The 25,544-nt window shown below is 70.0% G+C and carries 25 protein-coding genes and 1 tRNA gene; 15 read left to right on the top strand and 11 right to left on the bottom strand.

Translation table 11 applies throughout. The annotated features are described in order from the left end of the window. Positions 1-11 precede the first annotated feature (11 nt). From ACT54X_RS04200 to ACT54X_RS04180, 5 genes are all read left to right on the top strand, one after another. A complete protein-coding gene (locus tag ACT54X_RS04200) occupies positions 12-302 on the top strand; it encodes a DUF1330 domain-containing protein (protein WP_234193897.1) in 291 nt (96 codons plus the stop codon). Between the two features lie 48 nt (positions 303-350). Continuing rightward, entirely contained in the window at positions 351-1,637 is a 1,287-nt protein-coding gene (gene eno, locus ACT54X_RS04195; RefSeq protein WP_234193896.1) for a phosphopyruvate hydratase, read from the top strand. A gap of 65 nt (positions 1,638-1,702) precedes the next feature. Further along, positions 1,703-1,981 carry a septum formation initiator family protein gene (locus ACT54X_RS04190; RefSeq protein WP_294373177.1) on the top strand — a complete coding sequence of 93 codons (279 nt, stop codon included), beginning with the start codon at positions 1,703-1,705 and terminating at the stop codon, positions 1,979-1,981. Between the two features lie 35 nt (positions 1,982-2,016). Further along, on the top strand, positions 2,017-2,661 hold the full coding sequence (locus ACT54X_RS04185) for a hypothetical protein (protein WP_294373175.1): 645 nt from the start codon (positions 2,017-2,019) through the stop codon (positions 2,659-2,661). A 7-nt stretch (positions 2,662-2,668) separates the two neighbouring features. Further along, entirely contained in the window at positions 2,669-3,661 is a 993-nt protein-coding gene (locus ACT54X_RS04180; RefSeq protein ID WP_294373173.1) for a hypothetical protein, read from the top strand. A 21-nt stretch (positions 3,662-3,682) separates the two neighbouring features. On the opposite strand, the gene ACT54X_RS04175 is transcribed toward ACT54X_RS04180, so the two are convergent. From ACT54X_RS04175 to ACT54X_RS04160, 4 genes are all read right to left on the bottom strand, one after another. Next, on the bottom strand, positions 3,683-5,059 hold the full coding sequence (locus ACT54X_RS04175) for a phospholipase D family protein (RefSeq protein WP_294373171.1): 1,377 nt from the start codon (positions 5,057-5,059) through the stop codon (positions 3,683-3,685). Between the two features lie 275 nt (positions 5,060-5,334). After that, positions 5,335-5,694 carry a hypothetical protein gene (locus tag ACT54X_RS04170; protein WP_476345193.1) on the bottom strand — a complete coding sequence of 120 codons (360 nt, stop codon included), beginning with the start codon at positions 5,692-5,694 and terminating at the stop codon, positions 5,335-5,337. 188 nt (positions 5,695-5,882) lie between these two features. Then, positions 5,883-6,869: an Hsp33 family molecular chaperone HslO gene (hslO, locus tag ACT54X_RS04165; protein ID WP_294373166.1), complete on the bottom strand. Its 987-nt coding sequence runs from the start codon at positions 6,867-6,869 to the stop codon at positions 5,883-5,885. 45 nt (positions 6,870-6,914) lie between these two features. Next, positions 6,915-7,439, bottom strand: coding sequence for a gamma carbonic anhydrase family protein (locus tag ACT54X_RS04160; RefSeq protein WP_294373164.1), 525 nt, complete (start codon positions 7,437-7,439; stop codon positions 6,915-6,917). A 68-nt stretch (positions 7,440-7,507) separates the two neighbouring features. Between ACT54X_RS04160 and ACT54X_RS04155 the strand changes: the two genes are divergently transcribed. Next, positions 7,508-8,329, top strand: coding sequence for a ferritin-like domain-containing protein (locus ACT54X_RS04155; RefSeq protein ID WP_294373162.1), 822 nt, complete (start codon positions 7,508-7,510; stop codon positions 8,327-8,329). Between the two features lie 73 nt (positions 8,330-8,402). Here the strand turns inward: ACT54X_RS04155 and ACT54X_RS04150 are convergent, their stop codons facing one another. From ACT54X_RS04150 to ACT54X_RS04140, 3 genes are all read right to left on the bottom strand, one after another. Continuing rightward, positions 8,403-9,407, bottom strand: coding sequence for a Bug family tripartite tricarboxylate transporter substrate binding protein (locus ACT54X_RS04150; RefSeq protein ID WP_294373160.1), 1,005 nt, complete (start codon positions 9,405-9,407; stop codon positions 8,403-8,405). 59 nt (positions 9,408-9,466) lie between these two features. After that, positions 9,467-10,390: a site-specific tyrosine recombinase XerD gene (gene xerD, locus ACT54X_RS04145; RefSeq protein ID WP_294373158.1), complete on the bottom strand. Its 924-nt coding sequence runs from the start codon at positions 10,388-10,390 to the stop codon at positions 9,467-9,469. Positions 10,391-10,470: 80 nt separating this feature from the next. Further along, complete coding sequence (locus ACT54X_RS04140; protein WP_294373156.1) at positions 10,471-11,448, bottom strand: tripartite tricarboxylate transporter substrate binding protein BugE; 978 nt, start codon at positions 11,446-11,448, stop codon at positions 10,471-10,473. 126 nt (positions 11,449-11,574) lie between these two features. On the opposite strand from ACT54X_RS04140, the gene ACT54X_RS04135 reads away from it, so the two are divergent. Beyond that, a complete protein-coding gene (locus ACT54X_RS04135; protein ID WP_294373153.1) occupies positions 11,575-12,480 on the top strand; it encodes an AEC family transporter in 906 nt (301 codons plus the stop codon). Between the two features lie 9 nt (positions 12,481-12,489). On the opposite strand, the gene queG is transcribed toward ACT54X_RS04135, so the two are convergent. Next, the gene (gene queG, locus ACT54X_RS04130) at positions 12,490-13,542 is read right to left on the bottom strand and encodes a tRNA epoxyqueuosine(34) reductase QueG (RefSeq protein WP_294373265.1); all 1,053 of its coding nucleotides are present in this window, start codon (positions 13,540-13,542) and stop codon (positions 12,490-12,492) included. Positions 13,543-13,554: 12 nt separating this feature from the next. Between queG and tsaE the strand changes: the two genes are divergently transcribed. From tsaE to ACT54X_RS04115, 3 genes are all read left to right on the top strand, one after another. Then, positions 13,555-14,082: a tRNA (adenosine(37)-N6)-threonylcarbamoyltransferase complex ATPase subunit type 1 TsaE gene (gene tsaE, locus ACT54X_RS04125; protein ID WP_476345189.1), complete on the top strand. Its 528-nt coding sequence runs from the start codon at positions 13,555-13,557 to the stop codon at positions 14,080-14,082. A gap of 62 nt (positions 14,083-14,144) precedes the next feature. Beyond that, positions 14,145-15,638, top strand: a complete 1,494-nt coding sequence (locus ACT54X_RS04120) for an N-acetylmuramoyl-L-alanine amidase (protein WP_294373151.1) — start codon at positions 14,145-14,147, stop codon at positions 15,636-15,638. 142 nt (positions 15,639-15,780) lie between these two features. Further along, positions 15,781-16,050 carry a glycine zipper domain-containing protein gene (locus ACT54X_RS04115; RefSeq protein ID WP_017761537.1) on the top strand — a complete coding sequence of 90 codons (270 nt, stop codon included), beginning with the start codon at positions 15,781-15,783 and terminating at the stop codon, positions 16,048-16,050. Positions 16,051-16,117: 67 nt separating this feature from the next. Here the strand turns inward: ACT54X_RS04115 and ACT54X_RS04110 are convergent, their stop codons facing one another. After that, complete coding sequence (locus ACT54X_RS04110) at positions 16,118-16,780, bottom strand: DedA family protein (protein WP_294373148.1); 663 nt, start codon at positions 16,778-16,780, stop codon at positions 16,118-16,120. Positions 16,781-16,829: 49 nt separating this feature from the next. Between ACT54X_RS04110 and mutL the strand changes: the two genes are divergently transcribed. The 4 genes from mutL to ACT54X_RS04090 all read left to right on the top strand — a co-directional run bounded on the left by mutL (position 16,830) and on the right by ACT54X_RS04090 (position 21,823). Continuing rightward, entirely contained in the window at positions 16,830-18,764 is a 1,935-nt protein-coding gene (gene mutL, locus ACT54X_RS04105) for a DNA mismatch repair endonuclease MutL (RefSeq protein ID WP_354320993.1), read from the top strand. Positions 18,765-18,985: 221 nt separating this feature from the next. Next, positions 18,986-19,945 (top strand): alpha/beta hydrolase, encoded by a 960-nt coding sequence (locus ACT54X_RS04100; RefSeq protein ID WP_294373145.1) that lies wholly within the window; start codon positions 18,986-18,988, stop codon positions 19,943-19,945. Positions 19,946-20,108: 163 nt separating this feature from the next. After that, positions 20,109-21,098, top strand: coding sequence for a tRNA (adenosine(37)-N6)-dimethylallyltransferase MiaA (gene miaA, locus ACT54X_RS04095; RefSeq protein WP_294373143.1), 990 nt, complete (start codon positions 20,109-20,111; stop codon positions 21,096-21,098). Beyond that, positions 21,095-21,823 carry an ABC transporter ATP-binding protein gene (locus tag ACT54X_RS04090; RefSeq protein ID WP_476345185.1) on the top strand — a complete coding sequence of 243 codons (729 nt, stop codon included), beginning with the start codon at positions 21,095-21,097 and terminating at the stop codon, positions 21,821-21,823. The genes miaA and ACT54X_RS04090 overlap by 4 nt, the downstream gene beginning before the upstream one ends. A 27-nt stretch (positions 21,824-21,850) precedes the next feature. Here the strand turns inward: ACT54X_RS04090 and ACT54X_RS04085 are convergent, their stop codons facing one another. Continuing rightward, a complete protein-coding gene (locus tag ACT54X_RS04085) occupies positions 21,851-22,630 on the bottom strand; it encodes a GNAT family N-acetyltransferase (RefSeq protein ID WP_476345183.1) in 780 nt (259 codons plus the stop codon). A gap of 71 nt (positions 22,631-22,701) precedes the next feature. On the opposite strand from ACT54X_RS04085, the gene ACT54X_RS04080 reads away from it, so the two are divergent. Further along, a complete protein-coding gene (locus tag ACT54X_RS04080; protein ID WP_476345181.1) occupies positions 22,702-25,254 on the top strand; it encodes an FtsX-like permease family protein in 2,553 nt (850 codons plus the stop codon). Positions 25,255-25,468: 214 nt separating this feature from the next. Here the strand turns inward: ACT54X_RS04080 and ACT54X_RS04075 are convergent. Continuing rightward, positions 25,469-25,544, bottom strand: a tRNA-Gly gene (locus ACT54X_RS04075).

The raw sequence follows: 25,544 nt of genomic DNA, 5'->3' as shown, positions 1-25,544 counted from the left end.
ACACCTGCAACATGCCCAGCGGCTACGTCATCGCCCACGTCGAAGTCACCAACCCGACGCAGTACGAGGAATACAAGAAGTGGTCCTCCGCCGCCATGCAGGCGCATGGCGCCGAGGTCTGCGTGCGTGGCGGGCAGGTCGAGCCGCTCGAAGGCACCTGGCAGCCCACGCGCGTGGTGCTGCTCAAGTTCGCCACGTTCGAGCAGGCCAAGGCCTTCTACGAGACCCCCGAATACAAGAAGGCCCGCGAGGCCCGTGCCGGCGCCGCGATCATGAACATGATCGCCGTCGAAGGCGTCTGAGCGCGGCACGCCCGCCTGAACCGATTTCAAAAAACCGGAGAACCCTGAATGAGTGCCATCGTTGACATCGTCGGCCGCGAGATCCTCGACAGCCGCGGCAATCCCACCGTGGAATGCGACGTGCTGCTGGAAAGCGGCACCATGGGCCGTGCGGCCGTGCCCTCGGGCGCCAGCACCGGTAGCCGCGAAGCCATCGAGCTGCGCGACGGCGACAAGGGCCGTTACCTGGGCAAGGGCGTGCTCAAGGCCGTCGAGCACGTCAACACCGAGATCAGCGAAGCCGTGCTGGGCCTGGACGCCTCGGAACAGGCCTTCCTGGACAAGACCCTGATCGACCTGGACGGCACCGAGAACAAGAGCCGCCTGGGCGCCAACGCCATGCTGGCCGTGTCGATGGCCGTGGCGCGCGCTGCGGCCGAAGAGTCCGGCCTGCCCCTGTACCGCTACTTCGGCGGCATGGGCGGCATGAGCCTGCCGGTGCCGATGATGAACGTCATCAACGGCGGCGCGCATGCCAACAACAGCCTGGACCTGCAGGAGTTCATGATCATCCCGGTGGGCGCGCCCAGCTTCCGCGAAGCGCTGCGCTACGGCGCCGAGGTGTTCCATGCCCTCAAGAAGATTATCGACAGCCGCGGCATGCCCACGGCCGTGGGCGACGAAGGCGGTTTTGCCCCCAGCGTCGAGAACCATGAAGCGGCGATCCAGCTGATCCTGGAAGCCATCGACAAGGCCGGCTACACCGCCGGCGAGCAGATCGCCCTGGGCCTGGACTGCGCCGCCAGCGAGTTCTACAAGGACGGCAAGTACGTGCTCGAAGGCGAAGGTGGTCTGCAGCTGGAGGCCGCAAGCTGGACCGACATGCTGGCCACCTGGTGCGACAAGTACCCGATCATCTCGATCGAGGACGGCATGCACGAAGGCGACTGGGCCGGCTGGAAGCTGCTGACCGAGCGCCTGGGCAAGAAGGTGCAGCTGGTGGGCGACGACCTGTTCGTGACCAACACCAAGATCCTGAAGCAGGGCATCGACCAGAACATCGCCAACTCGATCCTCATCAAGATCAACCAGATCGGCACGCTGACCGAGACCTTCGCCGCCATCGAGATGGCCAAGCGCGCCGGCTACACCGCCGTGATCTCGCACCGCTCCGGCGAGACCGAAGACAGCACCATCGCCGACATCGCCGTCGGCCTGAACGCCGGCCAGATCAAGACCGGCTCGCTGTCGCGCTCGGACCGCATGGCCAAGTACAACCAGCTGCTGCGCATCGAGGAAGACCTGGGCGACGTCGCGAGCTACCCCGGCCGCGCCGCGTTCTACAACCTGCGTTGATGCGCCGGTCTTCCAGTTCGGGCGTGGTGCGGGCCACGGTGCCAGTGCAGATCGGCTGAGCGGCGATGCGCACGCGCCTCGTCATCCCGGCCATCCTGCTGTGCCTTCTCGGCCTGCTGCAGCTCCAGCTGTGGACAGGCCGCGGCAGCCTGCCCGACGTGTCCAAGCTGCGCAAGAACCTGGAAGACCAGAAGACCGCCAACCTCCGCGCCCAGCACACCAACGAGCGGCTCGAGTCCGAGGTCAACGACCTCAAGGAAGGCATCGAGATGGCCGAGGAGCGGGCGCGACAGGAGCTGGGCATGGTCAAACCCAACGAGATCCTGGTGCAGATCGCGCGCTAGGACGGCGCGTCAAGAATGCGCGCGCTGCCGCTCCCATGACACCGCGCCTCGGCACCGGCAGCGTGATCGCCGTCTGGGGTGTGTCGGCGGCAGACGGGGAGCAACTGGTCGACGCGCTGGCCCGCCGCTTCATGCAGCGGGGCATCAAGGCCATCGCGTTGGTCGGGATGGCGCCGACCGACGCACCCGAACGCCCGCCGGCTCCCGCCGATGCGCTTGCACGGGCCCATGCCTGGCGCATGCGGATCGATCAAGCGCGCCATGACGCACTCGTCGTGGCGGCCGGCAGTCCCATCGCCCTGCTCGCCCAAAGGGGCGTCCCGGTCGAAAGCTGGCCCCCCTCGCTGGTCGCCGCCGAGCGCGGCCATGCCTTCACCCTGCTGCTGCCCCCACAGGACACGGCAGGCCACGACGAGCAGGTTCTCGACGGTCGCTTGCGGGCGGGGTTCGCCGCGGCAGGCCTGCCTTGCGCCGTCATTCACGGCCGCGACGCCGCCCAACACATGTCCCGCGCCTGGTCGGCGCTGCAGGCAGCCCTGGATGCGCGGGAAGAGGCACCGGCCCCCCCGCGCCACCTGCGCGCGCCGGCGTGGAACTGCGAGCGCTGTTCCGACCCTGACTGCGAGCACCGCCTCTTCACCGACCTGATCGCTGCCCGGCAGACGCCGGCCGCGGGCTGACCCACTCATGCACCTCCGGACATCCGCCCCCTTCCCCATCCGCCGCGCGCTCGCCGCCTGTGCCGCACTGATCGCACTCGCGGCAGGAATGCCGCCCGCCGCCCAGGCCGCGGCCACTACCGTGACGGTCGAGAACCAGACGAAGCCGACGCGATGCGCCGAGGAAGACAACGTCTCGCTGCTGCTGCGTGGCGGCGTCAAGCGTTTCACCGTCGAGGCGCTGCAACCCGGCTACATCGAACGCATCGCGCAGGACACCACCGCCCCCGACTTCTCCGGCTGCAACTTCGACGGCGGCGATCATCCGACCGACCCCAAACACCGCTTCGAGCCACGCACCGTCACCTTGCACGAGGACGCCAAGTGGCGCATCGTGGGCATGACGCTGCCGGTGTTCTGGCGGCCGCAGCAGGTGCCGGTGGAAGTGGACGGCAAGCGCGACCGCGGCTTCCACATGATCCAGGTCTATCGCCGGATCGACGGCCAGATGAAGGAAGCGCTGGTCATGTACCCCTCGGACGGCTACTGGCGCATCAAGCCGTTGCCGCTGGCCCGCTTCGGGGACGGCGTCTACGGCTCCTCGATGCTGCTGGGCCCGGTGCGCCAGGAGGGCCGGCCGGTGGTCAACATCCGGGACATCCGCATTCGCACACAGCCCGATATCCGCTTCGACCTGCGATTCGCCGGTGGGGGCGCTGCACGCATCCGCCTTGCCGAGGTCAGCCGCGAGCGCACGGCGCTTGACGTGCGCTTCTCGCGGCCGGTCCGCGGCATGCAGCCCTTCTCGGTGCTGCGGTCGATGTATGTGGCGGCAGACAACGCCGACATGAGCGAGGTCCGCTGGCACGGCAGCGGCGACGCCGGTGCGGTGGCGCACACGCAGCCGCTGCCGGACTTCGGGCGCGCCTCGGGGGTGGGAGAGGTGCGCTTCGGCCGCAGCGAGCCCTCCCGACACAACACCAGCGCCCCGGACATCCGCTACAGCGCCTTCGAACGCTGAGGACGGCCGCGGCCCGCGCCCTCACAGTACGTCTTCGGGCAGCAATTTCAGCAGGAGCCAGTCGCGCACGCGGTCGATGACGTTGGCACCGGGCTCTTCGTCGAGCACCGCCTCGCTGCCGTCCGTGTGGTGCTCGATCCACTGCACGTCGTCGACGTCCTTGCGAAGGCGCAGTTCGTAGGCGCCCAGTTCGCGCACCGGCATCAGCGCGCCGAACTGCTCGATCAAGGCCGGGCTCTCGATGATGACGCCCACCTCGGTATTGAGGCGGGCGGAGCGCCCATCGAGGTTCATCGAGCCGATGAAGACGCGCTCGCGGTCCACCAGCATGATCTTGGCGTGCAGCCGCGCGCTGGAATGCCGGAATTCGCCGAAGCGGCGTTCCTTGGGCACCAGCCGCGAGCCGAGTTCGTAGATCTTCACGCCGGCCTTGAGCATGGCGAGCCGGTAGCGGGCATAGCCGGAATACACCAGGGTCTCGTCCGTGGCGTCCAGGGAATTGGTGAAGACCAGCACCTGAACGCCCCTGGCGGCCTGCTCCCGCAACAGTGCCAGGCCGGCCTGGCCCGGGACGAAGTACGGCGACACCATCAGCACCTCCCGCCGCGCGCCGTAGAGCATGGCGATGGTTCGCTGGCTCACGCTGTCGGCAAAGCTGGCTTCGGGGTCGTCGTAGGTGATCTTCTCGGGCACGTCCGACACCACGCGGCCGTCGCCTTCGGTCAGGAGCAGCCGGCCCGCGGCCAGCTGCACGCTCACGGGCGGGTGACCGAGCACATCGGTGGCCGCCTCGGGCAGCAGGTCGCGCCGGTCCTCGCAACGTTCGGCCAGCACGCGGCGGGTCCGGTCATCGTCGGGCGGCAATTCCATCAGGCTGCCGATGGGCCTCACCTGGCGGCTGTTCCAGAAGTCGTCGAAGCTGTTCGACAGCGCCGGCACCACCGGCCCGGCGGCGAGCAGGTCCATGTCGACGAAGTTGGCCTGGTCGCTGCGCATGAAGTATTCGTCAGCGATGTTGCGACCGCCCGTGATCGCCACGCTGTTGTCAGCCACTAGCAGCTTGTTGTGCATGCGGCGATTGACGCGCCGCAGATCGCCCAGGGAAAGCGCCACGCGCCAAGCCAATGGACCGCTGCGCACGGCGAGCGGATTGAACAGGCGCAGTTCGAAATTCGGTTGGGAGGCCAGGGCAGCGAAGAGCTGGTCCTTGCCAGGGGTGTACAGGTCGTCGACCAGCAGGCGCACACGCACGCCGCGGCGCGATGCATCGAGCAGTTCACTCAGGAAAAGCAGGCCTGTCGCGTCGTCCTGGAGGATGTAGTACTGCGCGTCGAGGGTCTTACGCGCAGCCCGGATCAGTGCAATCCGGGCATTCAGGGCCGTGGGCCCCTCGGGCATGAGCAGGAAGCCGGAACGACCGCGCGACGCCGCGTCCGCCGCGAGACTGGCCGCAGCGATATGGGCCAGGGGTGTGGGCCCAACGTCCGTCGCCGCGAAGGACGGTGCCGCGGCGACGGACGGTTCGGGCAGACTGGCACAGGCGGTGAGCAGCGCAACAAGTCCGAGCCCCAGGCACCGAACCAGCCATCCCACCCACGGAACCGGCGACGCGCCAGCATGAGCGTGGCGCGCCACGCGGCCGGCATGCGCCTGTGCCACTCAGCGAAGGCCGGTTACTTCTTGGGTTCGCCGGCTTCGGTCGGAGCCGGGATGGCGCCAGCCTTGTTGGCGGCGGCCATTTCCTTGCGCTTCTTCGCGCGCTCGGCCTTGCGCGACTCGTGCGTGCCCGAGATGACCTTGGTCTGCTTCTCGGGAGCCGTGGCTTCACCACCGGTGGGAGCGGTGCCGCTCTTTTCGGCAGCGGTCATGTCGGCCTTGCGCTTCTCGCGTGCGGCGGCACGCTCGGCCTTGGTGGTCTTCTTGGCGGCAGGCGTCGGCGGTTCCTTGGTCGGATCGTCAGCCATCGCGGGGCTGGCGGCCAGAAGCGCGACGGCCAGAGCTGCAGTTGCCGCAAAGAGGTTCTTGGTGTTCATATCGTCCTCGAGATAGTTGATTGAAGCCGACCGCGAACGGCCGACACCCCATCGTGGAACCGGCTTACAAAAGCGTCAAGGGTTGTGACACAAGGAATCTGCTCCCATCCCCCCAATGGACCTGCCTCTGTGGCGCGGACGACACTCCGCGGAAGCCGCAGCTAAACAAAAAGGACAAAGCTGAACGATTACTGAACGATTGAACTGCCCGGCACCTGCCCCGGCGGCCCTGCAAAGATCTGGGCCGTGTCGACAGCATCGAAGCGGTATTGCTGACCGCAGAAGTCGCAGCCCACCTCGATGCGGCCCTGCTCGGCCAGGATGTCGTCGGCCTCCTCGCGGCCCAGGCTGCGGATCATGCTGGCGACGCGGTCGCGGCTGCAGGTGCATGCAAAGCGCGGGCCAAGCATGCCGTCGCGCGGCGCGAAGCGCAGCAACCGCTCCTCCCAGAACAGGCGCCGCAGGATGGTCTCGATGTCCAGCGACAGCAGTTCGGTCCGCGTGAGGCTGCTGGCCAGCGTCGAAATGCGGTTGTAGTCCTCGTTGCGGCCGATCTCGTCCTCGTCCCGCGCGGTGGCGCTGCCGGCCAGATTGGCCTCGCCGGCCAGCGGCAGGCGCTGGATCAGCAGGCCCGCGGCCACCTGCTCGTCGGCGGCCAGCACCAGCGTGGTGTCGAGCTGCTCGCTCTGCAGCATGTAGTGCTGCAGCACGTCCGATAGCTTGCCCAGGCGCTCGCCACGGTCGCCGAACAGGGGCACCACGCCCTGGTAGGGCTGCTGGCCCGGCAGGCGCTCCTTGGGATCGAGGGTGATGGCGCAGCGGCCCTTGTTGCCCACGTTCACCAGGTCGGCCAGGCCGGCGGTGGCCGGCACATCGCCCACCACGCTGGCCGTGGCGCGCAGGCTCAGGTCGGGCTGCGCTTCGGCCACGGCCACCTTGACCGGCCCGTCGCCGAAGATCTGGAGGATCAAGGAGCCCTTGAACTTGATGTTGGCCTGCATCAGCGTGGCTGCGGCGGTCATCTCGCCCAGCAGTTCGGCCACGGGCGGTGCATAGGCGCCCGTCTGGGTGTTGGCGGCGCGGCGGGCAAGGATCTCCTGCCAGGCGCCGTCCAGGCGCACGATCATGCCGCGCACCGGCAGGCCGTCGAAGAGGAAGGTGTGTAGTTCGCTCAAGGTTGCTTTCCTCGGCCGACGGGCCGGCGCACTGCGCCGAAGGGGTCAGCCGATCTTTTTGAGGCCCTTCGCGAAGCGATGGGCGTTTTCCACATAGTGCTGCGCGCTCTGGCGCAGCTTGGCGGCGGCAGCATCATCGAGCGTGCGCACCACCTTGGCCGGCGAGCCGATGATCAGCGAGTTGTCCGGAAACTCCTTGCCTTCGGTCACCACGCTGCCGGCACCGACGATGGAGTTGCGGCCGATGCGCGCATTGTTCAAGACCACTGCCTGGATGCCGATCAGCGAGCCGTCGCCGATGGTGCAACCGTGCAGCATGACCTGATGGCCGACGGTCACGTTCTCGCCGATGGTCAGGGGGCAGCCGATGTCGGCGTGCAGCACCGACAGGTCCTGCACATTGCTGTTGCGCCCGATGGCGATGTGCTCGGTGTCGCCGCGCACGACGGCGCCGAACCAGACGCTGGCGTTCTCGGCCAGGCTCACATTGCCCATCACCTCGGCGCTGTCGGCCACCCATGCGCCTTCGGCGAGTTGGGGGGCGGTGCCATCGAGTTCGTAGAGGGCCATGCTTGTCGTCTCCTTGTGTCGTGGGTGCACATGCGGGCAGGCCGCGGGCGAAAAATAGAATTGTAGGGATGCACCCCCGGTTGCGCGCGCTGCAGGCGCTTGTCCTTTCCGATCCCGCCCAGAAGGTGGCGGCCACCCGCGCGCTGGCAGCCGATTGCGCCCAGGCGCCGCCCGTCGACGCCTGCTGGACCGACCACGTCCGCATGCCGGACGACGGTGCGGGCGTGCCGGGCCGCCCTGCCCGGCCGGTCCGCGTGGGCGCCAAGGACGTGCCTACCCGCTCGCCCTTCACCGAGGAAGGCCGCGCGGCGCTGGTGCATGCCATCTGCCACATCGAATTCAATGCCATCAACCTCGCGCTCGACGCGCTGTGGCGCTTCGACGGCATGCCGGCCGACTACTACCGCGACTGGCTGCGGGTCGCGGACGAGGAGGCGCTGCACTTCACGCTGATCCACGGTCACCTGGAGTGCATGGGGTGGTGCTACGGCGACTTCCCCGGCCACGACGGGCTGTGGACCATGTGCGAGAAGACGGCCGACGACGTGGTCGCCCGCATGGCGCTGGTGCCCCGGACCCTGGAAGCGCGCGGGCTGGACGCGACGCCGCTCATCCAGGCCAAGCTCGCCCGTGTGGGCACGCCCGACGCGCGGGCGGCCATGGCCATCCTCGACATCATCCTGCGCGACGAGATCGGCCATGTGGCGGTGGGCAACCGCTGGTACCGCTGGCTGTGCGAGCGGGAGGGGCTGGAACCGCTGGCGCACTACCGGCGCCTGTACCGCGAGCATCAGGCGCCCCGGCTCAAGCCGCCGTTCAACATGGACGCGCGGTCGCGGGCCGGCTTCACGCCAGACGAACTGGAAGGGCTGGCGGCGGACGCGACATAGGCGCCTGTAGCGCGGACCGCGCATTGGCACGCCCGCCCTGGGCCGCCCGCGCCAACACGCCCCTTGCGCCCACTCAATCCGCCTTGATGCCCGCGGCGCGGATGATCCGGCCGTTGTTCTCGTATTCGGCCGCGATCTCCTTGGCAAAGGCCGCGGGGCTTCCGCCGGTCGGCACGTTGTCGGTGGTGGTCAGGCGCGAACGCATCTGGGGCGATTGCAGCGCGGTGTTGATCTCCGTGTTGAAACGGGCCTGCAAGGGCTGCGGCAACCCGGCCGGGGCGAAGACGCCGAACTGCGAAGAGAGGTTGGCGTCCTTGAAGCCCAGCTCGGTGAGGGTCGGCACGTTGGGCAGGCTCTCCAGCCGCGCCGGGGCGCCCACAGCCAGGGGCCGCAGCTTGCCGGCCTTGACCTGGATGGCCACCGCCGGGCCCGCGTTCGTGGACAGCACCTCGAACTGGCCCGACAGCGCATCCGTCATCTGCTGGCCGCCCCCCTTGTAGGGCACATGGGTGATGTCGACCTTGGCCGTCGCGCGCAGTTGTTCCAGCATGATGTGTCCCAACGATGCCGGCCCCGAGGTCGCCCACCGCACCGCGCCGGGCTGCGCCTTCGCCTTCGCCAGCACGGCGCGCATGTCCGCGCTGCCCTCGGCCGAGGTGGCCAGCAACACCACCGGCGAATACATGACGCTGGCCACCGGCAGCAGGTCGCGCAGCGGGTCGTAGGGCAGCTTGCCCAGATGCGGGCTCAGCACCAGCGGGCTGATGGCCGAGAAGCCGAGCGTGGCGCCGTCCGGTGCGGCCTTGGCGATGGCCTCCATGGCGATGGTGCCGCTGGCGCCCGCCTTGTTGTCGACGACGAAGGTGCTGCCGGTCTGCGCCGCCAGCCGCTCGGCCAGGGTGCGGGCCACCACGTCGGCCACGCCGCCGGGCGGATAGGCCACGATCAGGCGCACAGTCTTGGGCAGGTCCTGGGCCAGGGCCGGCAGGCCGGTGGCCGCGAGGGCCGCGCCACAGGCCGCGAGAACAGCGCCGCGGCACAGGCGCCGGCGCAGGTAGGAATCGGTCGTAAAGATCATGGCCGGATCATGCCAGCGGCCCTCGGCTTCGGCTGCCGCAGGCGGCCAGCCGCCCGGCTTCAGCCACGCGGATGGTGCCGCGCATGCAGCTGGCGCAGGCGTTCACGCGCCACATGGGTATAGATGGTGGTGGTGGAGATATCGGCATGCCCGAGCAACAGTTGCACCGCCCGCAGATCGGCCCCGTGGTTGAGCAGATGCGTGGCGAAGGCATGGCGCAGCGTGTGCGGCGACAGCGGCACACGCACGCCCGCCGCCTCGGCGTGCTTCTTGACGATCACCCAGAACATGGCCCGCGTCATGCCGGCGCCGCGCGCGGTGACGAACAGGTCGCCGCTCTGCTGGCCGCCCAGGATGGCGGACCGGGATTCGGCCAGATAGCGGCCGATCCAGCGCTCGGCTTCCTGGCCGAAGGGCACCAAGCGCTCCTTGCTGCCCTTGCCCATCACGCGCAGCACGCCCTCCTGCAGGCCGAGGTCGACCAGGCGCAGGCCCACCAGCTCGCTCACGCGCAGGCCGCTGGCGTACATCAGCTCCAGCATCGCGCGGTCGCGCAAGCCCAGCGGCGTGGCGATGTCGGGCGCGCCCAGCAGCGCCTCCACCTGCGCCTCGCTCAGCGTCTTGGGCACGCGCGCGGGCTGGCGCGCAGGCAGCAGGCGCAGGGTCGGGTCGGCCACGATGCGGTGCTCGCGCAGCGCCCAGCGGAAGTAGCGCTTGAACACCGTCAGCCGGCGGTTGGCCGAGGTGGCCTTGCCGCGCTGCGCAAGCCGCTCGCCCATATAGGCCTGTAGATCGCTCTCGCGCGCCGCCGGCAGTGTCACGCCGCGGGGTGCGAGCCATTGCGCCAGCAGCGAGAGGTCGCGCCGGTACGCGGCCAGCGTGTTGCGCGACAGGCCCTCCTCCAGCCACAGCGCGTCGATGAAGTCGTCGATGTCGGCAGGCGATGGCGTGGCGGCGGTGGAGGCCGGAGGGGTCATGGACATGCGGAAAAACAGGAAGCCGCCCGAGGGCGGCTCCAGAGAACGCCGCGCCCGCAGCGGCGGGCAGGGCAAGAACAGAACGCTCAGTCGAGCTTGAGATTCTGCTTCTTCACCACGTCCTTGTAGATCGCGAACTCGGCCTTGATCTGCGCGGCGAACTGTTCGGGCGTATTGGCCACGATGATCGAGCCGGTGTCCTCGATACGCTTGCGCACGGCGGGGTCTTCCAGCGCCTTGCGCGTGCCTGCGTTGATCTTGTCCACCACGTCCTTCGGCAGGCCCTTGGGGCCGAGGATGCCGTAGTACGCCATGCGGTTCACTGGCTCCAGACCGACCTCCTTGAAGGTGGGCACGTTGGGCAGGTCCTTCAGGCGCTGGGGCGCCGCCACCACGATGGGCACCAGCTTGCCGGCCTTGATGAAGGGCAGCGCCGAGGGCAGGTTGTCGAAGATCATCGGCACCTGGCCGCCGACGGTGTCGTTGAGGGCGGGGCCGGCGCCGCGGTACGGGATGTGCGTGACGAAGGTGCCGGTCATGCTCTTGTAGAGCTCCATCAGCAGGTGGCCGATGCCGCCGGTGCCGGACGAGCTGTACGAGTACTTGCCGGGGTTTTTCTTCAGCTCGGCCACGAAGCTGGCGTAGTCCTTGGCCGGAAAGCTCGGATGCACCGCGATCACGTTGGGCGTGGCGGCGATGTTGATGATGGGCGTGAAGTCGTTGATCGGGTCGTACGGCGTCTTGGGATTGATCGCCGGGTTGGCGGCCGTGCTCGACACCGTGGCCACGCCGAGCTTGTAACCATCGGGCGCGGCGCGGGCCGTCTCGGACGCGCCGACCACGCCGCCGCCGCCGGCCTTGTTGGTGACCACCACCGGCTGGCCCAGGATCTTGCCCAGCGGATCGGCGATGACGCGGCCCACGATGTCGGTGGTGCCGCCGGGAGCGAAGGGCACCTGCAGTTCGATCGGCTTGTCGGGATAGCCCTGCGCCCAGGCGGCGGGGGCAGCCAGCGAGCCCAGCAGGGCAGCGGCGGCGATGGCGTTCCAGTGGCGACGTTGCATCGGTTTGACTCCAGGTTCGTTTCTTGAAATGGGCGGATTCGCTTCCCGCGTGCGGCGCATCCTAGCGGCAGCCCTGCTGCCGGACCTTGAGGGAATACCTATAAGCGGCCCGTTTATGCTCCCCGGGTGAATTACGCGCAGCTGCTGTTTCCGGACTTCTCCCTCATCGCCTGCGGTTGGCTGCTGTGCCGCTACACCGCGCTGGACCGCCGGGTCTGGGACCAGGTGGAGAGCCTGGTGTATTACTTTCTCTTCCCGGTCCTGCTCTTCCATTCGATCGTGAAGAGCCCCATCGACTTTGGCTCCGCCACGCACTTGCTGGCCGCCGGGCTGGGCGTGGGACTGGCCGGCATCGCGTTCGCGTATGCGCTGCCCCATCTGCCCTGGCTGGGACGGCACATCGACCGGCGCGAGCACGCGGCCAGCGCCCAGGTGGCCTTCCGCTTCAACTCCTTCATCTGCCTGGCCGTGGCCGAGCGCCTGGCCGGCGCCGAGGGCCTGCTGGTGATCGCGGTGCTGATCGGCGTGTGCGTGCCGCTGATGAACGTCGCGGCGGTGTGGCCGATGGCGCGGCATGCCAACAGCGGGTTTCTGCGCCAGCTCGTGCGCAATCCGCTCATCATCGCGACGGCCAGCGGGCTGGTGATCAACCTGCTGGGCCTGCAGGTGCCCCACTGGATGCAGCCGACGCTCGGCCGGCTGGGCGCCGCCTCGCTGGCGCTCGGCCTGCTGGCAGCGGGCGCAGGCATGCAGTTCGGCGCACTCAACCGCGGCAAGGCGCTGGGCGTCGCGGTGCTGTCGATCCGGCACCTGGTGCTGCCGCTGGTGGCCTGGTGCCTGTGCCGGCTGCTGGGGCTGCACGGGGCCCAGGCGGCGGTGCTGATGGCCTTCTCGGCCGTGCCCACCGCATCGAGCGCCTACGTGCTCGCAGCGCGTATGGGCTACAACGGCGCGTATGTCGCGGCGCTGGTGACGCTGTCGACCCTGCTGGGCATCGTCAGCCTGCCCTTCGCGCTCAGCCTGCCGCGCTGAGTGCCGGCCTCAGGCGCGCGCGGCGGTGGGCGCCTGCGCCAGCGCCCAGTCGATGTGCTCGCGCAGCAGGGGCGCGGCGGTGTCGCGCCGCGACAGCAGCGCCGCTGCGGCCGACGCATCGCCCTGCCGCAACGCATTGCCCAGCGCGACGGCGATGTTGCGCAACCAGCGCTCATGGCCGATACGGCGGATGGGGCTGCCTTCGGTGCGGCGCAGGAACTCGTCCTCGGTCCATGCGAAAAGCTGCGCCAGCGTGACGCCCGTCAGGCCCTCGCGCGGATCGAAGTCCGGCAGTGCACTGCGCTGCGCGAACTTGTTCCAGGGGCAGGCGAGCTGGCAGTCGTCGCAGCCATAGATGCGGTTGGCCATCGCCGGGCGCAGCGCCTCCGGGATGACTCCCGCGTGCTCGATGGTCAGATAGGAAATGCAGCGTCGCGCGTCCAGCCGGTGCGGCCCGAGGATGGCGCCGGTCGGGCAGGCGTCGATGCATGCCGTGCAGCGGCCGCAGTGCGCCGCCACCGGCTCGGTCGGCGGCAGGGCGATGTCGACATAGATCTCGCCCAGGAAGAACATGGAGCCCGCCTCGCGGCTCAGCACCAGCGTGTGCTTGCCGCGCCAACCCTGGCCACTGCGACTGGCCAGCTCGGCCTCCAGCACGGGCGCGGAATCGGTGAACACGCGGTGGCCGAAGGGTCCGATCTCGGCGGCCAGCCGGTCGGCCAGCTTCTGCAGCCGGGCCCGCAGCACCTTGTGGTAGTCGCGCCCCCGGGCATAGAGCGACACGATGCCCTCGCCGGGCCGATCCAGCCGTGCCCATTCGACGGCCTGCCAGTCTTCCGGCGTCTCGCGCGGCAGGTAGTCCATGCGGGCGGTGATGACGCTGAGGGTGCCCGGCACCAGCTCGGCAGGCCGGGCGCGACGCATGCCGTGCGCCGCCATATACCCCATCTCGCCATGGAAGCCCTGGGCCAGCCATTCCGCCAGGCCGGGCTCTGCGTCGGACAGGTCGATGCCCGCGATGCCGATTTGGGAGAATCCGAGCTCCCCGGCCCACGCACGAATCCGAGCCACGAGTTGAGCATCGACCGCAGTCACCGCCCGATTGTAGAAATCGCCTCCCGCACGCTGCATTGGCAGGGCGAGGAGGACACCGCCCGCTTTGCCCAGTCGCTGGCGCAAGCCATGCAGGCCCGGCCCGAGCTGGGCCACGCGTTCATCGCGCTGCACGGCGACCTGGGCGCTGGCAAGACCACCATCGTGCGCCACCTGCTGCGCGCGCTCGGCGTCCAGGGCCGCATCAAGAGCCCCACGTATGCCGTGGTGGAGCCGCACACGACGCAGGACGGCCGGCCGGTCTACCACTTCGACTTCTACCGCTTCAGCGATCCACGCGAGTGGGAGGACGCCGGGTTCCGGGACCTTTTTGCCGGCCCCGGACTCAAGCTGGCCGAGTGGCCCGGCCAGGCGGCCGGCTACCTGCCCACCGAGGACCTCGCCATCCACATCGAAGCCATGACCCCAGACGCCGACGACGTGCGCCGCGTGCAGTTGCGCGCCTTCACCCCCAACGGCCAGGCCCTGCTGGCGGCTGTTGCGCCATGAGCCGTCGCCGCACGCCATCCCACCCTCCCGCCGCAACCGCCGACGATGCCGAGGCTGCGCCCATGACCCACGCCCTGCTCCCCGTGCAGCCCGAGCGCCGGCGCTGGCTGCAACAGGCGGGCAGCCTGGTGCTGCTGATGGGCGCGGCCGAGATCGCGCACGGCGCCTCCATCGTGGCCGTGCGCGTGTGGCCGGCCGCCGACTACACGCGCATCACCATCGAGTCCGATGCGCGGCTGCAGTCGCAGCAGCTCGTGGTGGGCGACCCGCCCCGCCTGGCGGTGGACATCGAGGGCATCACCCTCAACCCGGCCCTGCGCGACCTGGTCGGCAAGGTCAAGGCCGACGATCCCTACATCGCCGGGCTGCGGGTGGGCCAGAACACGCCCACCATGGTGCGCATCGTGTTCGACCTCAAGCAGACCGTGCGGCCGCAGGTCTTCTCGCTGGCGCCCGTGGCGGCCTACAAGCACCGGCTGGTGCTCGACCTGTACCCGCAGGAAGCGCTCGACCCGCTCGAATCGCTGATCGCCGAGCGCCTGCGCGACACCCGCACCGGCGCATCGCCTGCCGCCCCGCTGCCGCCTGCGCCCCCTGCCGTGGCGGTGGCGCCGCCGGTGGTCCAGGCCCCGCCCCCCGTGCCGGCACGGCCCGTCCCGGCCACCGATCCGTTGGGGGACCTGATCGCGCAGAAGGCCGTCCGTCCGCCCCCGCCTGCGCCGCCCACGCCCGTGGCGCCGGCGGCGCCCCCGGTCGTGGCCGAGGCGCCGCGCCCGGCGCCTGCGCGGCCACAGCGGCCCGAGCCCAACGTGGCCACCTCCACACGCACCGACCGCATCATCATCGTGGCGCTCGATCCCGGACACGGCGGCGAAGACCCTGGCGCCATCGGCCCCAACGGCACGCGCGAGAAGGACATCGTGCTGCAGGTGGCCCGGCGCCTGCGCGACCGCATCAATGGCAGCACCCTGGGCGGCAACCCGATGCGCGCCTTCATGACCCGCGACGACGACTTCTTCGTGCCACTGAACGTGCGGGTGCAAAAAGCGCGGCGCGTGCAGGCCGACCTGTTCATCAGCATCCATGCCGACGCCTTCACCACGCCGGCGGCGCGCGGCGCCAGCGTGTTCGCGCTTAGCCAGAACGGTGCCTCCAGCAGTGCCGCCCGCTGGATGGCCAACAAGGAGAACCAGTCCGACCAGGTCGGGGGCATCAGCATCGGCGAGCACGAGATTCAGGTGCAGCGTGCGCTGTTCGACATGAGCACCACCGCGCAGATCAAGGACAGCCTGAAGCTCGGTGGCGCCATGCTGGGCGAATTCCGCCGCATCGGCGCCCGGCTGCACAAGGGCGACGTCGAGCAGGCCGGCTTCGCCGTGCTCAAGGCGCCCGACATCCCGAGCGTGCTGGTGGAGACGGCCTTCATCAGCAATCCGGAAGAAGAAGCCAAGCTGCGCAGCGTGGCCTATCAGGAGGAGATGGCGGACGCTCTGTTGAAGGGCATCCACCGCTATTTCGGCCAGAACCCGCCTCTCGCGCGCAGCCGCGCGCTGTAATGCGGCGGCCTTCGCGCCGCGCGCGCGGCGTCTCTCAGGGCGGGACCGCCGCGACGCACAGCGGCCGGCGGACCGCTCCTACAGGCGCGAAGAGACCGACGAGCACACCATGCGCCCATCACATTCCAGAAAGGTGGACACCATGTTGAAGACTCGCACTTGGATTTCTGCCGCCGCGATCGGTGCGGCGGCCCTGATGGCCGGCTGCGCCGCGGGCCCGAATCAGCAGTTGGGTGCCGGCGTCGGCGCGCTGGGCGGCGCCGTCGTGGGCAATGCGATCGGCGGCAATACGGCCGCGACCGTGGGCGGCGCGGCCATCGGCGGTCTGGTCGGTAACGAGATCGGCCGCCAGCGCGACCAGCAGAACTACAACAACCAGTACTATTACCCGGACGGCAGCCGCCGCTATTGAGCGGAACGCCATCCATCAATGCCGGGGGCCGCGAACGCGGCCCCCGGCGTTTTTGCGCTGAGCAGCCTCAGCGCGCCGTTGCGGCCGGCGCGCTCGAAGCCCTCGAACCGCGCCAGGCGCCAAAGATGGCAATGAGGCCGGGCACCAGGATCAGCGCCCAGATGATCTTGTCCAGATGCTCGCGGACGAAGGCCAGGTTGCCGAAGAAGTAGCCCGCCGCGCAGATGCCCACCACCCACAGCACGGCCCCGCCGACGTTGAAGGCCGTGAACTTGGAGCGGCTCATGGCGGCCACGCCCGCCACGAAGGGTGCGAAGGTCCGGATGAATGGCATGAAGCGCGCCAGCACGATCGTGATGCCGCCATAGCGCTCGTAGAACGCATGCGCTTGGTCGAAGGCCTTGCGGTTGAAGAAGCGCGTGTTCTCCCACTGGAAGACACGGGGCCCGATGTGGCGGCCGATGGCGAAATTGCACTGGTCCCCCAGGACGGCCGCGGCCAGGAGCACCGGGATGGCGATCCCGAGGTTCATCAGCCCCGCGCCGCACAGCGCACCGACGATGAACAGCAGCGAATCGCCCGGCAGGAAGGGCATGACCACCACGCCCGTCTCCACGAAGACGATGAGGAAGAGCAGCACATAGACCCAGGTGCCATAGGCGGCGACGAAGGCCTCCAGGTGCTTGTCCACGTGGAGGATGAAGTCAATCAGGAAGGCGACGATGTCCATGGCGCGGCATTATCCGGGCCGCCTGTTGACGGATTCTTAAAATCCCGCCGTGAGCGCCCTCCTTTCCTCCTCCTCCGCCACCCGGCGCCCCATCCGGGACCTGCCGGACGAACTCATCAGCCAGATTGCCGCCGGCGAGGTGGTGGAGCGGCCCGCCTCGGTCGTGCGCGAACTGGTGGACAACGCCCTGGACGCCGGGGCGAGCCAGATCACGGTGCGCCTGGCCGCCGGCGGTGTCCGGCTGATCGCCGTCGAGGACGATGGCGGCGGCATCCCGCGCGACGAACTGCCGCTGGCGCTGCGCCGCCATGCGACCAGCAAGATCGCCAGCCTGGCCGAACTCGAATCGGTCGGCACCATGGGCTTTCGCGGCGAAGCGCTGGCTTCGATCGCCTCCATCGCCGAGCTGAGCCTGCTGTCGCGCCACGGTGGGGCGGACAGCGCCTGGCAACTGGACGCCCGCACGGGCGAGCTGCGTCCTGCGGCCCGCAGCCAGGGCACGACGGTGGAAGTGCGTGAGTTGTTCTTCGCCACGCCGGCGCGCCGCAAGTTCCTCAAGACCGATGCCACCGAACTGGCGCACTGCATCGAGGCGGTGCGCCGCCATGCGCTGGCGCGGCCGGACGTGGGCTTCGCGATCTGGCACGAAGGCCGGCTGGTCGAGCAGTGGCGTATCGCGGACACGCCCGCCCAGCGCCTGTCGGACGTCTTCGGCGAGGATTTCATTGGCCAGAGCGTGCAGGTCGACCATGGCGAAGGCGCCCTGCACGTTCGTGGCCATGCCGGCGTGCCGGATGCGGCGCGCAGCCGGGGCGACCAGCAGTTCTTCTACGTCAACGGCCGCTTCGTGCGCGACAAGGTGCTGCTGCACGCGGTGCGTGCCGCCTACGAGGACGTGCTGCACGGTCAGCGCCAGCCGGTGTTCGTGCTGCACCTGCAGATCGATCCGACGCGCGTGGACGTCAACGTGCACCCCACCAAGATCGAGGTGCGCTTTCGCGATGGCCGCGAAGTGCACAGCGCCGTGCGCCATGCCATCGAGAACGCCCTGGCGGCCCCACGCGCGGCCGGCGCGGCGAGCACGGACGACAGCGGTACCGGCCGGCCCGCCCCGCTGCTGCGAGGCTACGACGCGCCTGCTGCGGCGCCGGCATGGCGGCAGTCCGGCATTCCGTTCGCAGCCGAGCGGGGTGCCGGCGATTGGGCGGCCATGTGGCCCACCGCGCCTGCGGCACCGTCTGCAGCGGCGGCCCCGGGGGCGGACCAAGAGGCCGCCCCCACCCTGCCCAGCGGCCTGGGGGGCGCCCCCCTCCAGCCCCCCTGGACCGCCGGCGGGGCGGCGGCTGGCGCCCTGCGCCTCTCTTCCACACCGCCGGAGGTCACTGCCGCGGCAGCCAGCGACTGGCCGCTGGGCCGTGCACTGGCGCAACTGCAGGGCATCTACATCCTGGCCGAGAACACCCAGGGCCTGGTCATCGTCGACATGCACGCCGCGCACGAACGAATCGTCTACGAGCGCCTGAAGACCCAGCTCGACGGCCATGCGATCGCCAGCCAGCCACTGCTGATTCCCGCCACCTTCGCGGCCACGCCGGAAGAGGTGGCCACGGCCGAGACCTGCTCGGAGGTACTCGGCGCCCTGGGACTGGAGGTCTCGCCCTTCTCGCCCCGCACCCTCGCGGTGCGCGCTGTGCCGGCGCCCCTGGCCGACGGCGATCCGGTGGCCCTGGCCCGCAGCGTGCTGGCCGAGCTGGCCCAGCACGAAGCCACCACCGTCATCCAGCGCGCCCAGCATGAACTGCTCGCCACCATGGCCTGCCACGGCGCCGTGCGGGCCAACCGGCGGCTCACGCTGGACGAAATGAACGGACTGCTGCGCCAGATGGAAGCCACCGAGCGCTCCGACCAGTGCAATCACGGGCGCCCCACTTGGCGGCAACTGAGCGTGCGCGATCTCGACGGACTGTTCCTGCGCGGGCGCTGAGACGGCTGGGCGGGAACGCGCCCGCGCCGGGGCTTGTGTAGGCAACTTCCTACACGGCGCTGGCACTGGGGTTTACACGGTCGTCGGAAAGGCGGGCACGCCCGTTGCATGCGGGCAAGGGTGTGCAAGGCCTGTAACGGGCCGTCACCCACACGGTGCTCAGGGGCCGCAGTTGCAAATCCCTGTGAACTTCGACCCGCCATCCGGTCTCTGTTTGCCCAATGAAACGTTGGTCCCTCATCGCGTCGGCCCTGTCTTTCACCGTCCTGGTCGGTGCAGGATGCTCCACGCTCGACGCCCAACAGCGCGAATGGATCTTTCAGCCCAGCGACCTCAGCTGGGGCAACACTGCCGAAATGACGGCGGGCATGGACGACGTGTGGATCGACTACCGCACGCCCGATGGCGATGACGTGCGGCTCCATGGCTTGTGGCTGGGCGACGCGCCGATGTCGCGCGACACGCCCGTGATGCTGTACCTGCACGGCGCGCGCTACAACGTTTCCGGCTCGGCGCCGCGCATCCGCCGCATGCACGAGCTCGGCTTCTCGGTGCTGGCCATCGACTACCGTGGCTTCGGCAAGAGCACCAAGACGCTGCCCTCCGAGGAATCCGCCCGCGAAGACGCGCGCGCCGCCTGGAAATGGCTGGCCGCCAAGTACCCCAAGCAGCGCCGCTACATCTTCGGTCACTCGCTGGGCGGCGCCATCGGCATCGACCTGGCCGCCGATGTGCGCGACGAATCCGGCACCATCGTCGAAGGCACATTCACCTCGATCTCGGACGTGGTGAGCAGCTTCAAATGGGGCTGGCTGCCCTTCAAGCCCTTCATCACCCAGCGCTTCGAGTCGCTGGCGAAGGTCAAGTCCATCGGCTCGCCGTTGCTGGTGGTGCATGGCTCGAACGACACCCTGATCAATCCCACCCTGGGCCGCAAGCTCTACGAGGCGGCCACGGGCCAGAAGATGTTCGTGCTGGTCGAAGGCGGCTCCCACCACAGCACCAACTCCGTCGGGGAGGCGCAGTACCGCGCCGCGCTGGCCCAGTTGTTCCAGATGAAGGAACGCGCACTTGGCACCCCAGCTCTCGCCACGGGCGAGCCGACGGCAGGCCTCAGCCGCCCCGCGGGTGGCGCCGCCGTGCCGCAGGCGGTGAAGCCGCCCCAGCCGCTGGGCACCTGAGCGCGGCCTGGCCACCCCTCGCTGCGGCGGGCGCCGGGCGATTTGCTACCCTCGGCAGGATGCCCGCGTGCTTCCCGGCTTCCTGCTCTCCCCCCTCGCCTGACCTTGCCCCGCGCGGCAGACGTTCACCGCGCCCGGCGCCCGTGCCGAGCGGCCCCTGCACATGACCGCGCACCTGCGCTACATCGCCTTGGCAGGCCCTACCGCCAGCGGCAAGACTGCCGCCGCGCTGGCCGTGGCGGCTGCGCTGCCGACGCCGGTGGAAGTGGTCAGCGTCGACTCGGCCCTGGTCTACCGTGGCATGGACATCGGCACCGCCAAGCCCACGCCGGACGAGCGCGCGGCCGTGCCGCACCACCTGATCGACATCCTCGACCCGGCCGAGCGCTACAGCGCCGCCGCCTTCGTGGCCGACGCCCAGCGGTTGATCGACCAGATCCGCCAGCGCGGTGCCCTCCCCCTGCTGGTCGGTGGAACGATGCTGTACTTCAAGGCGCTGCTCGACGGGCTGGACGCGATGCCGGCCGCCGATCCGGAACTGCGCCGGCGCATCGACGCCGAGGCCGCCGAGCACGGCTGGCCGGCCATGCATGCCCGTCTGGCGGAGGTCGACCCGGACACCGCCGCCCGCTTGGCGCCTGCCGACAGCCAGCGCATCCAGCGGGCGCTGGAGGTCTGGATGAGCAGCGGCCGGCCCCTCTCCGCCTTTCATCGCCGCGAGGGCGAGGATCCGACCCCTGATCCGCTGGCGAGCGGCGAGGCCCTGCTCCTCTCGCTGGAGACCGAGGACAGGGCCTGGCTTCACGCGCGCATCGCGCAGCGCTTCGACGCCATGCTGGCCGGCGGCTTCCTCGACGAAGTCGGGCGCCTGCGCCAGCGCAGCGACCTGGACCCGGCGTTGCCCTCGATCCGCTGCGTCGGCTATCGACAGGCGTGGGAGATGCTCGATGCCACGAAAGGCCGATTCCCCACGCGCGCGGAACTCGCCGAGTTGCGCGAGCGGGGCGTGGCCGCAACCCGCCAGTTGGCGAAACGCCAGATCACCTGGTTGCGCAGCATGCGCCGTCGCGAAGTGATCGCCTGCGACGCGACGACCGCGGCCGATCAGGTGGTGGCGCGGGTCCGGCAGGCGCTTGCGAAGGACGGGGCATGAACCGCCGCCCCCACCCAGAAACGGCGCCCGACGGGCGCGCGAAGGAGACGGCCTCGCGCGCCGTACCCCTCCGCATCGAGGGACTCGGCAAGTTCTATGGCCAGGGCGCGGACGCGCGACCGGTGTTCCGCCACCTGGACCTGACGGTCGCGCCGGGCGAGTTCGTGGCCATCGTGGGCGAGTCGGGCGTCGGCAAGTCGACGCTGCTGAACTGCATGGCTGGCCTCGACCACTGGGACGAGGGGCGCGTGCTGCATGGCCAGCGGGACCTCGGCACCATGGACGCCGAGCAGCGCGCGCTGTGGCGGCGCGCGCATGTCGGCTTCGTCTTCCAGGCCTTCCATGTGCTGCCCCACCTCGATGTCGCCCAGAACGTGGGGCTGCCCCTGATGCTGCTGGGCCGCAAGCAGGAGATGGCGCAGCGCGTCGCGCAGATGCTCGAGGCGGTCGGCCTGCAGGGCCTGGGTCAGCGGCTGCCGCAGGCGCTGTCGGGTGGTCAATTGCAACGCGTGGCCATTGCCCGGGCGCTGGTCCATCGCCCCGGCCTGCTGCTGGCGGACGAACCCACCGGCAACCTGGACCCGGCAACGGCCGGGAAAGTGATGGACCTGCTGCTGTCCGAATCGCGGGCCCACGGCGCCAGCCTGGTTCTGGTCACCCATTCCGACGCTGCCGCCGCGCGGGCCGACCGCCGGCTGCACCTGCGCACCGACGGTTTCCGCTGAACGCCGCCGAAGCGGCTGCGCTGGCACCTACTTGAGCAACGCGTCCGCGCCAGGCCGCTGCCAGTAGACGTAGAGCCAGGCCGGCGAGAAGCCTACCCGGGCATAGAGCGATCGCGCCAGGTAGTTCTCTGCCTCGACCTGGAGGAAGGTGCGGGTCACGCCACGCTGCACCGCCTCCGCACCCATCGCCGCCATCAGCTGACGCGCGAAGCCGTGGCCGCGAAAGCGCGGCCGGGTGCGCATGCCGTGCACGCCCATCCAACCCTCGGCAAAACAGCCGCTGCCCACGGCCGCCACGTCGCCTGCCTCGCCACCCGGGAGATCCTGCGTCAGTCGCAGGCTGACGTAGACCGCATCCCGAGCCCGGCGCAGCAGACGGACCCGGCTCTGACCGTCGACCGGATCGAAGCCCTCGCCCAGGTAGACGCGGGCCCAGTCGTCGCCCGGCGTGGGAGATAGCTGGACGGCCTCCGGCCGGCCGTTGGCCGCCACGGTGGCCGGGTCGGCACACATCACCTGGGTGGGCCGGGACGGCACGTAGCCGCGCTGGCGCAAGGCTTCGGTGAGCGTCTCGAAGCCCGGCGTCTCGATGGGCAGGCGCAGCACGGCCGGCAGGCCATAGGCCTCGTAGGCCGCCTCGATGCGGGAAAGGACCGACGGGTCCTGCACGCCGTGGTGCAGGGGCACCGCGCTGCGCGCCCGGCCCACCGTGCCGCGGTCCAGTGCCAGCAGCCAGCCCGGCAATTCCTCCAGGGCATCGGGGGGCACCGCGGCCAGTGTGGCCCTTTCGATCGATTCAACGTTCACGCCAGCAACCATGACCCCATTGTGAAACGCTTCACCGTCTTTGACACCCGCCCGGCCCCCACAATCGCCCGATGTGTTCGCTGCTCAACACCTTCTCCTGGCAGGAGGTCCGCCACCATCCGTGGCGCCATCTGGCGGCCGTGCTGGCCGTCATGCTGGGCGTGGCGCTGGCGTTCTCGGTGCATCTGATCAACAACTCGGCGCTGGACGAATTCCAGCGGGCGACGCGCACCGTCAACGGCCAGCCGGATCTGGAGGTGCGTGCGGTGCAGGGCGATCTGGACGAAGCCCTGTTCGGGCAGTTGGCCGGCCTGAGGCAGGTGGCGCTGCTCAGTCCGGTGCTGGAGGCGCAGGTGCTGTTGCGCACCCGCGAAGGCAGGCTGGCCAGCCTGCGCCTGCTTGGATTGGACGCGCTGGTGCTGCCTGCCATTTCGCCTTCGCTGATGCCCACGTCCTTTCCGGGCCGCGGTGACGATCGCCTGGCCATGCTGCTGCCGGAACGCGCCTTCCTCAACGCGTCGGCGCGGCAATCGCTCGCCAGCGGTGCCGAGCAGCTCGAACTCCGCATGCCGGATGGCGCAGCCCGACGGCTCGACATCGCCGGCACCGTCGCGGCGGCCGGCCCGCCGCTGGCCGTGATGGACATCGGCGCCGCACAGGCCCTCCTGGGCCGGCAGGGGCGCCTGAGCCGCATCGACCTGCGCCTGGCTGCCGGCACCGACCGCGAGGCGCTCGCCCAGGCCATCCGCGCCCTGCCCGACTGGACGCCTGCCCTGCGGCTTGCCGAGCCGGCCGACGAGGCCCTGCGCATCGGCAACCTCTCCAGGGCTTACCGCGTGAACCTCACGGTGCTCGCGCTGGTGGCGCTGTTCACGGGTGCCTTCCTGGTCTTCTCGGTGCTGGCCCTGTCGGTGGCCAAGCGGGCGCAGCAGTTCGCCCTGCTCGGCGTGCTGGGGCTGACCGCGCGGCAGCGGCTGCGCCTGGTGCTGGCCGAGTCGCTGGCCTTGGGGGCCGTCGGCAGCGCCGCGGGTCTGGCGCTCGGGCTGGCGCTGGCCTGGGCCGCCCTCCGGCTGCTCGGCGGCGACCTGGGCGGGGGCTACTTCCGCGACGTGACACCGCCCCTGCGCGTCGACCCGGCGGCCACGCTCGCCTACGGCGTGCTAGGCACGCTGGCCGCACTGGCCGGCGGCTGGTGGCCGGCGCGCGCCGCGCAACGCCTACCAGCGGCGCAGACGCTCAAGGGCCTGGGCGACGCCTCGGGCCGGGGCGGGCGCCTGTGGCCGGCCCTCACCCTGATGGGCGCCGGCGGCGCACTCGCCTTGGTCCCACCGGTCCTGGGCATGCCGCTGGCCGCCTATGCCTCGGTGGCCTTGCTGCTGGTCGGGGGCATCGCCGCCTTGCCGTGGCTGATCCAGGCCCTTTACGGGTGGCTGGCGCCACGCCTTGCGGGCCGACTGCTGCCGCTGATGGCGATCGAGCGCGCCCGGCGCATGAGGGGCACCGCCGCCATCGCCCTGAGCGGGGTCGTCGCCAGCCTGGCGCTGTCGGTGGCGCTCACCGTCATGGTCGCGAGCTTCCGCGAATCGGTCACGCGCTGGCTGGACGTCGTACTGCCGGCTGACCTCTATGTCCGCGCGGCCGGTGCCGCAACGGGCGAACTGGCGCCGTTCGATGCCGACTTCGTGGCGGCCGCGCGGGCCATCCCCGGGGTGGCGCGGGTCGCGCCGCAGCGCATCCGACTGCTGCAACTGGATCCCGCGGCGCCCACCGTGAGCCTGCTCGCCCGCTCCATCGACCCGGAAGCGCCCGGCGACAGCCTGCCGCTGACGGGGCCGACGCTGTCCGCACCGCCCGGCCGCATCCCTATCTACGTCAGCGAGCCCATGCTGTCGCTGCATGGCGCGCGCGTGGGCGGCACGCTGGTGTCGCTCGATGCGGCATTCGGACTTCCGGCGGGCCGCTTCTTCGTGGCCGGCGTGTGGCGGGACTACGCACGACAGTTCGGCGCCATTGCGATCAGCCGGGACGACTACCAGGCCCTGACCAGCGATGGCGCGGCGAGCGAGCTGTCGCTGTGGCAAGCCGCCGGCGCGGACGAAGCACGCATCCGCCAGGCGCTGGACGGGCTCGCGCGCGTCCGGCTTGGTTCGGCTGACGCACTGGACATCGCATCGACCGCGCAGCTGCGGGCCGTGTCGCTGCGCATCTTCGACCGCAGCTTTGCGGTGACCTACTGGCTGCAGGCCGTGGCCATTGCCATCGGCCTGTTCGGGATCGCGGCCAGCTTCAGCGCGCAGGTGCTCGCGCGGCGCAAGGAATTCGGCCTTCTGGCGCACCTCGGCTTCACGCCGAGCCAGGTTCGCCGCCTCGTCGCCGGCGAAGGCGCCGCCTGGACCGGCATCGGCGCGCTGGCAGGACTGGGGCTGGGCATCGCCGTGGCCACCGTGCTGGTGAAGGTGGTCAATCCCCAGAGCTTCCACTGGACGATGGACATGCTGCTGCCACCTGGACGGCTGGCCGCGCTCTGCATGGCAGTGATCGGGGCAGGAACACTCACCGCCTGGTTCTCCGCGCGTGCCGCCGCCTCGCAGGACATGGTGCTGGCGGTCAAGGAGGACTGGTAGCGGCCCGAAGCGCCGGACGCGACGCGCAGTCCACAGCGCCGGATGCGGCGCGGGTCCGGCGCCGCCTTACGGGGCGCGACGCCACCACGATCTGGAACCGGCAGCACGCCGAAACGCCGTCACCGTCGCCAAGGATGGGAAAGGAGCAGGCCAAAACAAAACCGCCTTGCTGAACTCCCGTGAGGGGCAGACAAGGCGGTCTTGGACCTGAGACTGGAGCGGGAAAACGGTCTCGAACCGTCGACCTCAACCTTGGCAAGGTTGCGCTCTACCAACTGAGCTATTCCCGC

This window comes from Pseudacidovorax sp. DMC4, from assembly GCF_056314265.1.
Note: the sequence above shows the minus strand (reverse complement) of the source record. Positions and strands in the feature narration are given on the sequence as shown.

Excerpts from the sequence above, each read along its gene's own strand:
- ACT54X_RS04120 (WP_294373151.1), top strand. The coding sequence starts at position 14,145 with ATGACCCACGCCCTGCTCCCCGTGCAGCCCGAGCGCCGGCGCTGGCTG.
- ACT54X_RS04200 (WP_234193897.1), top strand. The coding sequence starts at position 12 with ATGCCCAGCGGCTACGTCATCGCCCACGTCGAAGTCACCAACCCGACG.
- ACT54X_RS04150 (WP_294373160.1), bottom strand. The coding sequence starts at position 9,407 with ATGATCTTTACGACCGATTCCTACCTGCGCCGGCGCCTGTGCCGCGGC.
- ACT54X_RS04175 (WP_294373171.1), bottom strand. The coding sequence starts at position 5,059 with ATGCCCGAGGGGCCCACGGCCCTGAATGCCCGGATTGCACTGATCCGG.
- ACT54X_RS04110 (WP_294373148.1), bottom strand. The coding sequence starts at position 16,780 with ATGGACATCGTCGCCTTCCTGATTGACTTCATCCTCCACGTGGACAAG.
- ACT54X_RS04080 (WP_476345181.1), top strand. The coding sequence starts at position 22,702 with ATGTGTTCGCTGCTCAACACCTTCTCCTGGCAGGAGGTCCGCCACCAT.
- ACT54X_RS04100 (WP_294373145.1), top strand. The coding sequence starts at position 18,986 with ATGAAACGTTGGTCCCTCATCGCGTCGGCCCTGTCTTTCACCGTCCTG.
- ACT54X_RS04140 (WP_294373156.1), bottom strand. The coding sequence starts at position 11,448 with ATGCAACGTCGCCACTGGAACGCCATCGCCGCCGCTGCCCTGCTGGGC.
- ACT54X_RS04190 (WP_294373177.1), top strand. The coding sequence starts at position 1,703 with ATGCGCACGCGCCTCGTCATCCCGGCCATCCTGCTGTGCCTTCTCGGC.
- miaA (WP_294373143.1), top strand. The coding sequence starts at position 20,109 with ATGACCGCGCACCTGCGCTACATCGCCTTGGCAGGCCCTACCGCCAGC.
- eno (WP_234193896.1), top strand. The coding sequence starts at position 351 with ATGAGTGCCATCGTTGACATCGTCGGCCGCGAGATCCTCGACAGCCGC.
- ACT54X_RS04155 (WP_294373162.1), top strand. The coding sequence starts at position 7,508 with ATGCACCCCCGGTTGCGCGCGCTGCAGGCGCTTGTCCTTTCCGATCCC.
- ACT54X_RS04160 (WP_294373164.1), bottom strand. The coding sequence starts at position 7,439 with ATGGCCCTCTACGAACTCGATGGCACCGCCCCCCAACTCGCCGAAGGC.
- xerD (WP_294373158.1), bottom strand. The coding sequence starts at position 10,390 with ATGTCCATGACCCCTCCGGCCTCCACCGCCGCCACGCCATCGCCTGCC.
- ACT54X_RS04115 (WP_017761537.1), top strand. The coding sequence starts at position 15,781 with ATGTTGAAGACTCGCACTTGGATTTCTGCCGCCGCGATCGGTGCGGCG.
- ACT54X_RS04180 (WP_294373173.1), top strand. The coding sequence starts at position 2,669 with ATGCACCTCCGGACATCCGCCCCCTTCCCCATCCGCCGCGCGCTCGCC.
- ACT54X_RS04185 (WP_294373175.1), top strand. The coding sequence starts at position 2,017 with ATGACACCGCGCCTCGGCACCGGCAGCGTGATCGCCGTCTGGGGTGTG.
- ACT54X_RS04170 (WP_476345193.1), bottom strand. The coding sequence starts at position 5,694 with ATGAACACCAAGAACCTCTTTGCGGCAACTGCAGCTCTGGCCGTCGCG.
- ACT54X_RS04090 (WP_476345185.1), top strand. The coding sequence starts at position 21,095 with ATGAACCGCCGCCCCCACCCAGAAACGGCGCCCGACGGGCGCGCGAAG.